Here is a 12,895-nt window from a genome sequence, read left to right on the forward strand (position 1 = left end):
GTTTCCTCCGATGAGCCTAGAACGGAGAAACCATGTCGAGAATTTGCTGTCCGTACGCGGGCTGCTGAACCTCCATTACCCGGCCGCGTCCGCCATAGGAGACCCGCGCTTCGGCGATCTTGTCATAGGAAATCGTATTGTCGGTCGAGATATCGCGCGGACGAATGACACCGGCGACGCTCAAGACGCGAACTTCAAAGTTGACGCGAACTTCCTGCGTGCCGCTGATTACGAGATTGCCGTTCGGCAGCACTTCGCTCACGACAGCCGCGACCAGCAAGTTGATGCTTTCGGAGCGTGCGATCCCTCCTTTTGCATCGGTGGACGTGGAGCGATCCAGGTTGCCTTTGATTTTGCCGGAGCCCGTGATAGCCGGACCTCCGAATGCGAGATTATAATCCAGTGCCGTGCCCAAGGCGACGTTCGCATCGCGCGATCGATTGAGCGAGTTGTTGAACGACGCCTTATCCTTGATTTGAATATTGACCGTTACGACGTCGCCAATCCGGAATGCGCGGGCGTCACGAAAAAGGTCCGCGCCGGAATCGCGCCACGTCGAATTTCCGGCATGAATGGAGGCGGTCGCCACGGGCAGATCGAGATTCGAAACACGATTGGGCGTGAGGCCGGTTCCCACCGGACTGAGTGCAGGCTCGCGGCCGATCTCGCGTATTTGATCCATCGCGCACGCTGGCAACAGCAGCGCGAGAGAAGCGCAGGCCAGCGACGTCCAGCGTGCTCTATTGCCGGTTCGCACGGGACTGGACCTCCGGCTTCATTGAGATTGCTCCGGCGTTGGCGATGATCGCCGTCAGTCGTGCGGCTTTCGTCGCGTCCATCTCTCCGAGAATCAGGCTGTTCACTTTCGGCGAAAGCTTCGAGACGATGGCGGCCGAGGTCAGTTCATCCATCGCGAGCAATTGGTTCGCGGCGGCATCCGGCTTCATCTTGCTGTAGATTTCGATGAGCGTATCGGCTGCGTGTGCGGTAAAGTCCTCGCGTTTTTTCATCCAGCTTTTCAGCTCTTCTGTTTTCGCTGCCAGAACCGCAACGCGTTCCTCGATACGGCGCTTGGCCATCTCAAGGTTTTCCGTTTGCTGGGCGATTTGCGCTGCCGCTGCAGCGTCTACGATGCTGGAGCAATATTGTTCGGCGGGCGTCAGGCGAGCAGGCGCAGTAGGCGGCAAGGGCAGAGCATTGGCGGCGGCGTCGCCTTCGTCAGCCTTCTTTGCTGCGCCGTCGACTGCGGCATTGGCCAGTACGATCTGGCGCGATGTGGAGCGTGCCTCATCAGCATTCGCCGTCACGCAGCCGAGCAGAGCGATCCCGCCACAAAGAATCGCGGTGGCCCTCATCATTGCACCACCAGTTCGGCTTGCAGCGCACCTGCCGTCTTCATAGCCTGCAGAATGGCGATGATGCCGATCGGCTTCAGTCCCATGCGATTGAGCGCCGTTACGAGCTCACGCAACTTCGTGCCGCGTACAATCTCGACGTTCCCGCCTGCTTCGGTCACATCGACATAAGTTTCCGGCACGACGACTGTTTCGCCGCGATCAGCAAACGGCGCGGGCTGCGAAACTTGCGGCATCTCCGTCACGCGGACGGTGATGCTTCCATGCGCAACAGCAACGGTCGAAATGCGAACATCGGCGCCAATGACGATCGTTCCAGTGCGTTCGTCAATCACGACGCGTGCCGTCTGATCGGGGTCGACCATCAGTTCGCCGATCTCGGCATACAAACGCGGTGTCGACATTCCGTTCGGCTTGCGCAGCGATATGCTTTGAAAATCTTTTGCAGCCGCGAGTTTCCGACCAAAGTGTTCTTCGCCGTAGGTGTTGATGGCGTCCATCACGCGGACTGCGGTCGCGAAGTCCGGATTGCGGAGAACGAGTTCGAGCGGATCGCCTTCGTCCAATCCTCCCGGCGCGTCTTTCTCGATGATCGCGCCGTTCGGAATACGTCCGCGCGTTGGAATGCCGGACGTCACCGTTTCCGCCGCGCCCTTCGCGAGAAATCCAGAGATTGTAATCTGACCTTGCGCAGCCGCGTAAATCGTCTGATCGGCACCCATCAGCGACGTCATGACGAGCGAGCCGCCCGCGAGCGACTTCGCGTCGCCGAGAGACGATACCGTGACGTCGAATCTCGTACCCTTGCGGCCGAACGCCGGAAGGTCCGCTGTGACCATGACGGCGGCGACGTTGCGCGTGCGCGGCTGATACTGAGAACCGCGAATATTCACGCCCATGCGATCGAGCATCGCTTGCACGGATTGCTGCGTGAACGGCGAATTACGCAGCGTATCGCCCGTTCCATTGAGTCCGACGACGAGGCCGTATCCGACCAACTGGTTGATGCGAATCCCGCGAACGTCGGTAATGTCCTTGATGCGCGTGGCTGCCGTCGCGACGCTGGTCGCGAGCAGAAGCAACAACAGGGCGCAAATAGACCTCATTGATCTTCGACCGCCAGTGTTTGATCGGCGCGAACGCGCGCTTTGATGACGATGCCACTATCGGGGTTGCGCACGGAAACGATGTCGCCAGCGGCTCCCGACTGAAGTGGGATTCCGACGCCAACGATCGATATCGACTCAGAGATGTAGGACAGCTTGTACCGCCGTCCTTGGACGATCAGTTCCTGTTCGCGCACGGCGGAACTCGGGATGAATTCTCCGCGCAACAAAGTGCGGCGCGCGACTTTGCCAATCAGATCTTTTGGGTTCTCTCCGAAGACTGCGGGGCTTTCGGTGTCGCGCGTGAGATTGCGCGCGACAAGCGACTCGGCCGAGATCACGTCGCCGGGATAAATAACGCCGCGCGGAACCATAACGGCACGAACACCTTCGGCCGCGTTCACGGGCGTTGATGGTGCCGTGCCAGCCAACACCGGAGCGAGGCTCAGAGCCAGCCATAGGGTTTGCCGCATCATACGCATTAGCGCAGATCCCTCGTGATTGTGCTGAACATCGAGTCAGCAGCGGAGATGACTTTCGAGTTCATCTCGTAGGCGCGCTGAGCGGCGATGAGTTCAGTGATCTCCTTGACGGGATCGACGTTCGAATTTTCGAGATAGCCCTGCTGGATCTTGGCGTAGCCTGCATCCCCCGGCGATCCGATCACGGCGTCACCCGACGCAACTGTTTCGCGGAAAAGGTTTCCGCCGAGCGGCGCCAGTCCTGTTTCGTTAGCAAACTTCGCAAGCGTCAACTGACCGAGAAGCTGCTGCTCGCCCGTGGCGCCGATGATTGCGTAGACCTGGCCCACCTGGTTGACCATGACGTCGCTGGCCGTATCAGGGACCGTGATTTCCGGAACGACGAGGTTACCTTCCAGCGTCACCAACTGACCATTGGCGTTTTTGTTGAAAGCGCCAGCCCGCGTGTAAAGAATTTCGTTGTTCTCGCCCTGGATCTGAAACCAGCCCATGCCGCTCAGCGCGAGATCGTAGCGGTTGCTCGTCGGCGCGAGCGCGCCCTGCACATGGAGATTGCGAATCGCGACGGTGCGAACGCCGAGGCCAACGGTGTTGCCTTCAGGGATGATTGTCTCGTCATCGCGCGCAACTGTTCCTGCGGCGCGTTCCGTTTCATAGAGAAGATCCGTGAACTCCGCGCGCGAGCGCTTGAAGCCGGTGGTGTTGATGTTCGCCACGTTGTTGGCGATGACTTCAACGTTCGTCTGCTGGGCCGACATTCCTGTCGCGGCAATTGACAGCGCTCTCATGGCTTAGCCCTCAGATCTGCATTCTGCTGATTTCAAGATAGGCGCTCACGACCTTGTCGCGGACCGCAACGACGGTCTGCAGCGTTTGCTCCGCTTGCATGACGGCCTGCACGACCTGCTGCACGGACGCCTGCCCCTTAATTCCGGCGGTGGCTGTTGCCTCGCCAGCTTTGATCGTCGTGATCGCGTCGGCTGCCATCGCAGCCATCGTTTGCGCGAAATCCGACCCTGGCTCCGGAACACCGGCCGGCTTGGCTGTGGGCACCGTTCGGACGACGCCGCCGATGCCACCGATTTCCGGGGAGACCATTGCGATCGGCAAGCTCATTACGACGGCCTCATCAGATCAATGGTCATGGAAACGAGTTCACGCACCTGCTTGATGACTTGCGTGTTCGCCGTGTAGGAGCGCGACGCTTCACGCATGTCGGCAAGCTCCACGAGCAGATCGACGTTCGGCTTCTTGACGTATCCCTGCTCGTTTGCGGCTGGATCGCTCGGCTTGAATTCGAGTTCGTACGGCGTCTTATCGCGAGAAATCTCGTCGACTTGGACCATGTCGGCGCCGACGGACTCGTCCATCACGCTCTGGAAGCTGATCGTTTTGCGCTGATAGGGATCTGCGCCGGGCGTCTTGCCCGTGCTCGACGAGTTGGCAATGTTCTCCGACACAACCCGCATACGCGCCGATTGCGCGGACAGGCCGTGCGCTGCTGCTTTTGCAGATGCGATTAATGGATCAGCCATGAGGCGCTACCCCTTCGTGACGGACATCAGCATGCGGCTGAACGATTTCAGGATTTGCGTATTCATCGAATAGCCGCGCATCACTTCACCGGACTTCAGAAATTCCTGCTCGAGCGTGACGTCGTTGCCCGACACGAACACGTCCGCGTCTTGCGAATTCGATTCGTTTGCGGACACCGTTCCGTTGTTTCCCGGCGCGATGTGACCGGCATTGGTCGTCACCATCGCCGTGGCCTTCGCCATCTCGTCGTCGAAGCCCTGAATCTCGCGCGCCTTGTATCCGGGCGTATTGGCGTTCGCGATATTCGAAGCGATGACGGACTGGCGCTGTGCGAGCCACTCGTTTTGGCGGAACGCCAGGTCGAATAGTTGCAGCGGCTGCATAGAACGATCCCCAATAGTGCAATTTCGTTGTGCACGCGCACGCTTGCGTCGGACTGGACAACTGGCTCAGAAAATGGGGAATCGGGCGGGCGCGTCAGTTCAAACGGGCGCCGTGCAGCGCTGCATGCAGGCGCTGTGTGTTGTGAGCTGGTCCGAGTGATTCGCCTTCAAACGAGATGTAGGTGATCTCGACGCCCGCTTCCTCGGCAGCCAGCATCAAGCGGAAATAGACGTGGATCGCTTCGTGGTGAAATTCCATGTCGAAGGAGACGCGCGGGTGGGAGTCCCATTCGAGGTAGACGTCTCCCGAACTACCGAAGGCCAACGTCTCCGGTTTGAAGGAGAGCTCGATCGACGCCTGCACGAGCGCGTTGACGCTCGATATCTGTCCGCTCTTCAGATAGCTCACGAGATCGGGAAGGTCGATCAAGCGGAGATCGGAGGCGACGCTGCGAATGCTGTCGCCAAGAATTTTTTCGCGAACCGCGGAATGATCAATGCGAAATTGCATCATCGACCGGCATCCTCTTAGGTACGTACGGTATTCGGGCGAGGGCGGCGCGATTGCAGACGAATTAGGATCTCTGCGAGCGCGCGGTAGAACTCAACCGGGATCATTTGATCCACTTCCACTTTTGCATAGAGGGACCTTGCGAGAGCCTTGTCTTCCACCACGGGAATAGAATTTTCTTCAGCGATGCGCCGGATCGTCAGCGCAATGAGGTCTTGTCCCTTGGCCACGACGCGCGGCGCACCTCCCTCGGAACGCACATAACGCAGCGCAACGGCGAAATGCGTGGGGTTGGCGATGACGACCGTTGCCTTCGAAACGCCCTGCATCATCCGCTGACGGGAACGCGACCGCGCGATTGACAAGCGGCGCGCCTTCAAGAGCGGGTCGCCTTCACTTTGCTTGCGCTCGTCCTTGATTTCCTGCGGCGCCATACGCAACTGGCGGCGCCATATAATGTGCGCAACAGGCAGATCAAACACGACCAGCACGAACGACAGCAACGCCAGCGAAATGAGCAGGGCCACCACACTCTTTTGCGAGAGCGTGAGAATTGCAAACGGGTCGCTCCAGATCGCATTCGTGAAGTCGTGCCACATGTGCATCAGGATCATGACGCTCGTGGCGGCGACGACGATGAGCCGCAACGTCAGCTTCAAAAACTCCACCGACCCGGACATGCTGAATAGACGCTTCAAGCCTTTCGAGGGCGAGAGGCGGGACATCTGCGGCTCGATGCGCTTGAAGATTGGAACGGGTGGGTTCTGTAAGACAGACGCGAGAACACCTGCTGCGCCAAATGCCAGGAGAATAGGCGCCGCAACGCCTGCCGCGGATTTTCCAACGACGCTGAAGAGCATGATGACGTCGCTGCCGTTCTCGAGGCGCACCGAACCCGCATTGGCGAGCAGCCCTGTGAGCAGACTGCTGAGATGGCGCGCGAACGCCTGCCCTAACACTGCAATAACGAGCAACGCGGCCAGCAAATACGTGAAATTCTGTAGTTCTCGCGACGTCGGCACATTGCCGTCGTTGCGCGCGTCCGACATTTTCTTGTCGGTTGCTTCTTCTGTTTTGCTGTGTTGGTCCTGACCTTCGGCCACGATGCGATCCTGTCAACCTCAGCCTAGCCGGCGTCGGGGATCTCAATTGTGCCTTCGGACGAAAGTCGCAGAACCGTATCGACGATCGTGCGGCGCGCGTCGGCGATATCGCGCGGCGCGACGTTGGCGGGGCTTTGAAGTTCGGCCTCGGCCATGCGGCGTGCCCTCGGCGAAAGCGCCCCTAGCACCTGATTTTGAAGACTTGAGTCAGCGCCCTGTAGCGCGATAACGGTCCGCTCCACCGGGATGCCGTCCATCAGCACCGTCATCGCCTTGGCGGATAGGCGGATGAGATCTTCGAACTTGAAGAGCATCTTGCGAATGGCTTCGGCGTCTTTCGGCTTCGTCGACGCCAGAAATTCCAACGCCTCGGTTACGGCGTCCTTATCCATGTTGTTCAGGATCCCCGCCATCGCGAGGTGCTTATCGGTCGAACTGTGATCGTGATCGAAAAGCTCCTCATGCAATGAGGCTTCGAGGGCTTCGACAATCTGCGGCGAAACCTGGCCGAGACCGAGGATGCGCCCGAGCATGTTGTTGCGTTCGACCGGCGAGAAATTTCTCAGAATGCTTGAAGCGCGTTCGCTTCCAAGGCGATCGAGGTAGAATGCCGCCACTTGGGGCGACTGATTGCGAAGGTGAGCGTCGAGCGTATCGTCGGGCAGGGCCGCAAGCCGCGTCCACACATCCTGATGCACTTCGAAGCCGGTGCCGACATCCGCCGACTTGTTTTCGGTGATGACATCGGTAACCAGCCGCTTGACGTCTTCCGGGCGGCCGACAAACGGCGTTCCGAGGCCAAGCTGACCTTCGAACTCTTCGACGATGTCTTCGAGATCCGCGGCCGAGATCGTCGGCATTACCTCGGTCGAGCGAACAATCATGTTCAGCTCTTCCGGATTGAAATTTTTCAAAAGACTGCTGGCGCGCTCCTTACCAAGAGCCAGAAGCAGCACGCCGACTTTCTCCGGCCCTGTAAGCGGTCGTGACAGTCCAGCCTCCTGTGGGTCGGCGTCTCTGAGCGACATCGTCCGCGTCCGCCTACTTCACGGCTGGGGTGAGGTTGCCCACTTCGGTCAGGACAACGCCAAAGCGCGATGGGGCTTCGTTGAGCACGACGACCTCGCCGCGCGCGATCAAGCGGCCGTTGACCAGAATGTCTACCGGATCGCCGACGGTCTTATCGAGTTTGACGACAGAGCCCTTTGCGAGCTTCGCAAGTGTCGCGACCGGCATTTTCGCGGAGCCGAGCACGACTTTCATCATGACGGGAAGGCCCATGATCATCGCGCTGTTGTCGCCAGCGCCGTTCTGACCGGACATTTCATCCGAAGTTTCCGACATCATGCCGAAGGCCGACTTCTCGTTTTCCTCGTACGCGGCGGCCGTCATTCCAGCGAGAGCCTGATCGAAATCAGCTGCCGTAGCTTCGGCCCCGTGCTCCGATTCGTTCTCTGAACTCGCCGTCATTGTATCGTGCCTTTGCTGGGTTCGGCCTTCGCTCGGCAGGCCTCCGATTCGTGATCCTTACAGACGAACCCTGCCGCAGCCTTGTGGCCCGCCGCTTCAGAGGCCGTAAAATTCATCGATCCCTTCCCGGCTTTTGTCGAAATCGTCTTCGACGCGCAGGATCAGCGCCTTGTCGCGCTTGCCGAGATCGCACCAGAACAGCGGTATTTCATCGGCGTCGAGGCGCACGCGCGACAGCGTGGTGCTCGTCAATTCCACGATCGATCCGACTGCGAATTTCTGAACCTCGCCAAGCGAGATCGTGCGTTCCTCCAAGACTCCGTTCAGGTCAATGAAGGAGCGCGCTATTTCTTCGGAGAGTTGCTTCGACCATTCGGAATCGCCGCGCGATTTCTGCTGCGGCATTGGGCTGCCCGCCGGATCGTTCTGGACAGGCGCGGAGAGCACGTCGCGCACGGGTTCGAACGCCGCTTGAGGAATGACGATGTTGATGATCGCCATGTGGCCGGGGAACTCGATGCCAAGGCGCGCAACGATCACAGTCGAGGACGTGCTGAGGTTCGGCTCCATCTCGATCTCATCGACGACGGAGCGGACCTCGAAGTTCACATCGACAAGAAGCGAGAAGGCGCTCGACAGGCAGCGTGCAAGGCGCCGGAAGAAGACGCGCATAATATTGGCGTCGGTTTTCGTCGGTTTGCGCGGCAGGAAACCCGACGGCGGAAGAGCTTCTGCGCCGGACGCTGCTTCGACAAAGAGTGTCGTGGCGACCGGGTCGGCCATGAAGTAAAGCCAGCTGCGCCAGCGTTCCGTTCGTACGACGGCGGCAAGCGTGCCCGGTGACAACGTACACATTTCACCCAGCGTCGACGGCCCGAGATCGAGCAACTGCACCTTGACCGGCTGAAGGGCGATGGCACTGATGTCTTCAACGAGAATGCGCGGCAACTGCCCGAAAATCATCTGCAAACCAGGCAGACGGTCCGGGCGATTGTGTCCGGCGGATAGCGCGCGCTCGAGCGTCTTTTGTGCGACGGCCGTGCGGGCTGGACGATCGCTATGCACAGGGCATCTCGCAGTCCAGGCTCTTACGCCCCGTTGCGAAGCCCCGTTTTCCAAGCTCTGCTACTTCAGCCGAGAACGGCATCACGCGGCCTTCCTGCTTTCGCTTGGTGCCCGGCTGCCGCCGCTGATGGTTGCCGCTTCGACGTCGTTGATGGTCGGGCGCTCGTAGGCGGAGATGGCCTTGCGTCCGTGCTCGATGGCAACTTGCGGCATCGCGCCGTTCATGAATGCCAGAAGCGATTGCTTGACGATCACGTATGACCGGAGGCGCTTTTCGCGCACGATCTTGACCTTCGTCGCGAGCGGACCCACCACAGCGTAAGAGAAAAAGATGCCCGCGAACGTGCCAACGAGCGCCGATGCGATAAGGCCGCCGAGGATTTCTGGCGCCTGATCGATCGCTCCCATCGCTTTCACGACACCCAGAACCGCGGCGACGATGCCGAGTGCGGGCAGGCCGTCTCCGACGGCGACGAGAGCGTGATAGGCCTTCAACTTGTCGTGACGCGCGGTTTCGATTTCCTCGTCCATCAAGGATTCGATTTCGTGCGTGCGCGCGTTCCCCATGATGATGAGGCGGAAATAATCGCAGATGAAGGTGGTTAGATCTTCGTGCTCGGTGACGCTCGGAGAGCGTTTGAAAACTTCGGATTCTTGCGGCGCGTCGATGATCATTTCCATTTCGGCGCGCGATTTATCGCGCAGCTCGCGCATCATGAAAAACAACAGCGACAACAGCTCGATGTGCTCTTCCTGGGTCGGCACATCGTTGCGGAAGGCTTCGACGGTGGCCGAGCCGCAGTCCTTGATGGTCTTCATGGGATTGGCGACGACGAACGTGCCGAACGCCGCGCCGCAGATGATGACGTACTCCCAGGGCTGCCAAATCACCGTGACGTGGCCGCCCATCATGGTGAAGCCACCGAGCATGCAAGCCAGGGTGATGAAAAAACCCAGGAGTATGGTCACGACGGAATCCCTATCACTCAGCGACCGTAACTTAACTGCGCTTCGCCTTGCGCCGGGCTTGCCCCACGGCCGGGCTGCCTCCTAGCGTCAGCCTGCCACAAGTTCGTGCCCGTACGCTGGGGCAAGCAATCATGCTGGCCGGACGCGACCGGCCCTACCTGCTATGGGGCGCGGCACATGCAGTCGAACATCTACGTTGGTCTTTCGGCACAGCTTGCCCTGCAGAAACGGCTCGACACCGTCGCCAATAACGTCGCCAACGCAAACACGAGCGGATTCCGCGCCGAACAGCTTTCCTTCGAGGAACTGGTTCAGACCGGCTCGGGGAAAGGCGTCAGCTTCGTTTCGAAGGGCGAAAACCACCTTTCGACGCAAGCCGGAGAGCTGATGCAGACGAAGAACCCGCTCGATATTGCGGTGCGCGGCGATGCGTGGCTGTCCATCCGGACGCCGACTGGCACGGCCTACACGCGCGATGGTCGGATGCAAATCAGCAAGGAAGGCATGCTGATGACGCTGGCTGGCGATCCTTTTCTCGACGCCGGTGGCTCTCCGCTGCAGCTCGATCCGGAAGGCGGCCCGCCTGTCATCAACAAGGCTGGAACCGTTGAGCAGGATGGCAATAATCTCGGCGCGCTCGGCCTTTACCGAATGCCGCGCGATGCCAAGCTGATGCGCGCAAACGGCGCTTCGGTCACCTCGAATGTTCCGCCCGTTCCGGAAATCGACTTCGTCAACAGCGGCGTGGTTCAGGGCTATGTCGAGAAGTCGAACGTCAATGCGATGATGGAAATGACGCATCTCATATCGCTGCAACGCAGTTTCGACGCCGTAAGCACGGTGTTGAACAACACCGAATCCTCGCTGAAGGATTCGCTACGGACGATTGCCGGATCATGACGGGTGACACGTGACGGGTGAAGCCGCCACAGAACGAACGCCATTCGACCGCCTCGATGCTCTGGTGTCGCTTGCGGCGATACGGCGGCCCGCGCATCGCGTCTCGGGACGTGTCTCGCGCATTAGCACGAGTTTCATCGTCGTAACGGGTTTATCGAAATTCGTTTCGATTGGTGACGCGGTTTCAATTGCTGGCGTCGGCGGCCCGGTTCTGGGCGAAGTGGCGAGTATCGACGCCAACACGATCAACGTCACGCCCTTCGTTGCAGACCATCGGATCGAACTGAACGCGTGCGTGACGGCGATGTCGGGGCAGATGACGCTGTTCCCGCATGAAACATGGCTTGGAAGAACGCTTGATGCTCTCGGCAGGCCCATCGATGATGGCGAGCCGCTGCTTCAGGGCGATCGCGCGGTTCCTATTCAAGGCAGCCCGCCCAGCGCTATGCGGCGCAGCCGACTCGGCGCTCCGCTGACCACCGGCGTCAAAGCGATCGATCTCTTTACGCCGATATGCGCGGGGCAGAGAATTGGCATCTTTGCGGGGTCGGGCGTCGGCAAATCGACCCTGCTTGCGATGCTCAGCCGCGCGCCATCGGCCGACATGACGGTGCTTGCGCTGGTCGGCGAGCGCAGCCGCGAAGTTCGCGATTTTCTCGAGGATACGCTCGGAGAAACACGGTCTCAGGTTATTTCCGTGGTCGCTACGTCGGACGAAAGCCCGATGATGCGGCGACTTGCTCCCGTCTCCGCCATGGCCATCGCGGAGTATTTCCGCGATCAGGGCAAGAACGTTCTGCTCATCATCGATTCACTTACGCGTTACGCTCACTCGATGCGTGAACTGGCGCTGGCTGCCGACGAGCCACCCGTTGCGCGCGGGTATCCGCCGAGTGTGTTCAGCGCGTTGCCGAAGTTGCTGGAGCGAGCTGGCACAGGCGAAGAAGGCGCGGGCACGATTACGGCGATCCTTTCCGTTCTGATCGATGGCGACGACCATAACGATCCGATTGCCGATGCGACGCGCGGCATTCTTGACGGCCATATCGTTCTCGATCGGGCGATCGCAAGCCAGGGGCGACTGCCCGCCGTCGATCCACTCGTATCGCTATCCCGCCTTGCGCCGAAGATCCGAACGAAACAACAGGCGCAATTCGCGACGCTGCTTATCGAACTGGTTTCGCGTTTTGAAGATACACGCGATCTCCGCGCGATCGGCGGCTACAAGCCCGGCAGCGATATCACGCTCGATCAGGCCATGGAGATCGTGCCGAGGCTTTACGACGGGCTGAAGCAGAGTCTGGACGAGCCGCCCGTTGCGGATGTGTTTTCGTTCCTGTCGCAGATGCTGCCTGGCGGCTCCCGTAACGGGACGCAGCAGCCGCGCTAGCTTGGCGTTTGAGGGTCGCAACAGATGACCACTGGCCCTGAAGCCATTGGCAAACTGCTTTACAACAGCGCGTTGCTGCAGGGCGAACGCAATCTGATGGTGAAACGCGACGCTCCCCTCGTGCACCAGGCGCCAACCGCTGCTGCGCCGCCGCTCGCCCACGATGGAAAAACAACGGCCGCGGTTTTGATGACGCTGCTGGAAGATCAGCTTGAAGCGTCAGATGCTAAAATCGCCAACGTTGCAGGAAGCGGCGAAAAGCAAATCGCTGCCTTAGCGGGGAATGCGGATCCCTCGCGCCGCGTGACGCAACGCTATGCCGAAAACGGTTTTGTGTCGGCTGACGATGGCGTGCGGCACGAGATGCTTGGGTTTGCCGAGCAGGCGCGGCTTCCCGGTGTTTCTCCGCTTGTCTCGGGCGATCTTGCGAGCTTCATCCAACGCTCCGCTGCGATGGCAGCAGGGCAGCCGGTCCGGCAAGACGCATCGGTAAGCGCGCGTCGCGGCGGTGGGGTTCTCGCTTACCTAAGCGGGATTTCGACCCTCAGGATCGCAGGCGTTGCGGTTGGCACGCTTTGGTTCGGCTTTCTGATTGGCGGTTGGCTCCTGCACTAAGACTTAGCGA

The 12,895-nt window shown here is 59.9% G+C and carries 17 protein-coding genes; 3 read left to right on the plus strand and 14 right to left on the minus strand.

The features are described from left to right. Nucleotides 1-16: 16 nt before the first annotated feature. From flgH to motA, 14 genes are all read right to left on the minus strand, one after another. Nucleotides 17-757, minus strand: a complete 741-nt coding sequence (gene flgH, locus DLM45_RS06790) for a flagellar basal body L-ring protein FlgH (protein WP_181336416.1) — start codon at nt 755-757, stop codon at nt 17-19. After that, nucleotides 741-1,358, minus strand: a complete 618-nt coding sequence (locus tag DLM45_RS06795; protein WP_181336417.1) for a MotE family protein — start codon at nt 1,356-1,358, stop codon at nt 741-743. The genes flgH and DLM45_RS06795 overlap by 17 nt, the downstream gene beginning before the upstream one ends. Beyond that, on the minus strand, nt 1,355-2,461 hold the full coding sequence (locus DLM45_RS06800) for a flagellar basal body P-ring protein FlgI (protein ID WP_181336418.1): 1,107 nt from the start codon (nt 2,459-2,461) through the stop codon (nt 1,355-1,357). Before DLM45_RS06800 ends, DLM45_RS06795 begins: the two co-directional genes overlap by 4 nt. Beyond that, the gene (gene flgA, locus DLM45_RS06805) at nt 2,458-2,943 is read right to left on the minus strand and encodes a flagellar basal body P-ring formation chaperone FlgA (RefSeq protein WP_246317199.1); all 486 of its coding nucleotides are present in this window, start codon (nt 2,941-2,943) and stop codon (nt 2,458-2,460) included. The genes DLM45_RS06800 and flgA overlap by 4 nt, the downstream gene beginning before the upstream one ends. After that, nucleotides 2,943-3,731: a flagellar basal-body rod protein FlgG gene (flgG, locus tag DLM45_RS06810; protein WP_181336419.1), complete on the minus strand. Its 789-nt coding sequence runs from the start codon at nt 3,729-3,731 to the stop codon at nt 2,943-2,945. Before flgG ends, flgA begins: the two co-directional genes overlap by 1 nt. Nucleotides 3,732-3,741: 10 nt before the next feature. Next, nucleotides 3,742-4,059, minus strand: coding sequence for a flagellar hook-basal body complex protein FliE (gene fliE, locus DLM45_RS06815; protein ID WP_181336420.1), 318 nt, complete (start codon nt 4,057-4,059; stop codon nt 3,742-3,744). Beyond that, the gene (gene flgC / locus DLM45_RS06820) at nt 4,059-4,478 is read right to left on the minus strand and encodes a flagellar basal body rod protein FlgC (RefSeq protein WP_181336421.1); all 420 of its coding nucleotides are present in this window, start codon (nt 4,476-4,478) and stop codon (nt 4,059-4,061) included. Before flgC ends, fliE begins: the two co-directional genes overlap by 1 nt. A gap of 6 nt (nt 4,479-4,484) precedes the next feature. After that, on the minus strand, nt 4,485-4,862 hold the full coding sequence (gene flgB, locus DLM45_RS06825) for a flagellar basal body rod protein FlgB (RefSeq protein WP_181336422.1): 378 nt from the start codon (nt 4,860-4,862) through the stop codon (nt 4,485-4,487). A 94-nt stretch (nt 4,863-4,956) separates the two neighbouring features. Next, nucleotides 4,957-5,376, minus strand: coding sequence for a hypothetical protein (locus DLM45_RS06830; protein ID WP_181336423.1), 420 nt, complete (start codon nt 5,374-5,376; stop codon nt 4,957-4,959). 14 nt (nt 5,377-5,390) lie between these two features. Continuing rightward, complete coding sequence (gene flhB / locus DLM45_RS06835; protein WP_181336424.1) at nt 5,391-6,476, minus strand: EscU/YscU/HrcU family type III secretion system export apparatus switch protein; 1,086 nt, start codon at nt 6,474-6,476, stop codon at nt 5,391-5,393. A gap of 23 nt (nt 6,477-6,499) precedes the next feature. Then, the gene (locus DLM45_RS06840) at nt 6,500-7,504 is read right to left on the minus strand and encodes a FliG C-terminal domain-containing protein (protein ID WP_181336425.1); all 1,005 of its coding nucleotides are present in this window, start codon (nt 7,502-7,504) and stop codon (nt 6,500-6,502) included. A gap of 13 nt (nt 7,505-7,517) precedes the next feature. Further along, on the minus strand, nt 7,518-7,823 hold the full coding sequence (gene fliN, locus DLM45_RS06845; protein ID WP_425485231.1) for a flagellar motor switch protein FliN: 306 nt from the start codon (nt 7,821-7,823) through the stop codon (nt 7,518-7,520). A 219-nt stretch (nt 7,824-8,042) separates the two neighbouring features. After that, nucleotides 8,043-9,011 (minus strand): FliM/FliN family flagellar motor switch protein, encoded by a 969-nt coding sequence (locus DLM45_RS06850; RefSeq protein ID WP_343062251.1) that lies wholly within the window; start codon nt 9,009-9,011, stop codon nt 8,043-8,045. Between the two features lie 81 nt (nt 9,012-9,092). Beyond that, complete coding sequence (gene motA, locus DLM45_RS06855) at nt 9,093-9,980, minus strand: flagellar motor stator protein MotA (RefSeq protein WP_181336427.1); 888 nt, start codon at nt 9,978-9,980, stop codon at nt 9,093-9,095. 177 nt (nt 9,981-10,157) lie between these two features. Between motA and flgF the strand changes: the two genes are divergently transcribed. Genes flgF through DLM45_RS06870 form a run of 3 tightly spaced genes read left to right on the plus strand, consistent with a single transcriptional unit; the run spans nt 10,158 to nt 12,885 of the window. Continuing rightward, a complete protein-coding gene (flgF, locus tag DLM45_RS06860) occupies nt 10,158-10,880 on the plus strand; it encodes a flagellar basal-body rod protein FlgF (protein WP_181336428.1) in 723 nt (240 codons plus the stop codon). 10 nt (nt 10,881-10,890) lie between these two features. Continuing rightward, on the plus strand, nt 10,891-12,270 hold the full coding sequence (locus DLM45_RS06865) for a FliI/YscN family ATPase (protein WP_181336429.1): 1,380 nt from the start codon (nt 10,891-10,893) through the stop codon (nt 12,268-12,270). A gap of 24 nt (nt 12,271-12,294) precedes the next feature. Further along, the gene (locus tag DLM45_RS06870; RefSeq protein WP_181336430.1) at nt 12,295-12,885 is read left to right on the plus strand and encodes a hypothetical protein; all 591 of its coding nucleotides are present in this window, start codon (nt 12,295-12,297) and stop codon (nt 12,883-12,885) included. Nucleotides 12,886-12,895 lie beyond the last annotated feature (10 nt).

The sequence above is a fragment of the Hyphomicrobium methylovorum genome (assembly GCF_013626205.1).
Classification (GTDB): domain Bacteria; phylum Pseudomonadota; class Alphaproteobacteria; order Rhizobiales; family Hyphomicrobiaceae; genus Hyphomicrobium_B; species Hyphomicrobium_B methylovorum.

Bases quoted from the DNA above. Each gene is read 5' to 3' on its own strand.
- flgG (WP_181336419.1), bottom strand. From the start codon at position 3,731: ATGAGAGCGCTGTCAATTGCCGCGACAGGAATGTCGGCCCAGCAGACG.
- DLM45_RS06870 (WP_181336430.1), top strand. From the start codon at position 12,295: ATGACCACTGGCCCTGAAGCCATTGGCAAACTGCTTTACAACAGCGCG.
- fliN (WP_425485231.1), bottom strand. From the start codon at position 7,823: ATGATGTCGGAAACTTCGGATGAAATGTCCGGTCAGAACGGCGCTGGC.
- DLM45_RS06795 (WP_181336417.1), bottom strand. From the start codon at position 1,358: ATGATGAGGGCCACCGCGATTCTTTGTGGCGGGATCGCTCTGCTCGGC.
- DLM45_RS06830 (WP_181336423.1), bottom strand. From the start codon at position 5,376: ATGATGCAATTTCGCATTGATCATTCCGCGGTTCGCGAAAAAATTCTT.
- flgF (WP_181336428.1), top strand. From the start codon at position 10,158: ATGCAGTCGAACATCTACGTTGGTCTTTCGGCACAGCTTGCCCTGCAG.
- flgA (WP_246317199.1), bottom strand. From the start codon at position 2,943: ATGCGTATGATGCGGCAAACCCTATGGCTGGCTCTGAGCCTCGCTCCG.
- flgC (WP_181336421.1), bottom strand. From the start codon at position 4,478: ATGGCTGATCCATTAATCGCATCTGCAAAAGCAGCAGCGCACGGCCTG.
- DLM45_RS06840 (WP_181336425.1), bottom strand. From the start codon at position 7,504: ATGTCGCTCAGAGACGCCGACCCACAGGAGGCTGGACTGTCACGACCG.
- DLM45_RS06800 (WP_181336418.1), bottom strand. From the start codon at position 2,461: ATGAGGTCTATTTGCGCCCTGTTGTTGCTTCTGCTCGCGACCAGCGTC.
- flgB (WP_181336422.1), bottom strand. From the start codon at position 4,862: ATGCAGCCGCTGCAACTATTCGACCTGGCGTTCCGCCAAAACGAGTGG.
- fliE (WP_181336420.1), bottom strand. From the start codon at position 4,059: ATGAGCTTGCCGATCGCAATGGTCTCCCCGGAAATCGGTGGCATCGGC.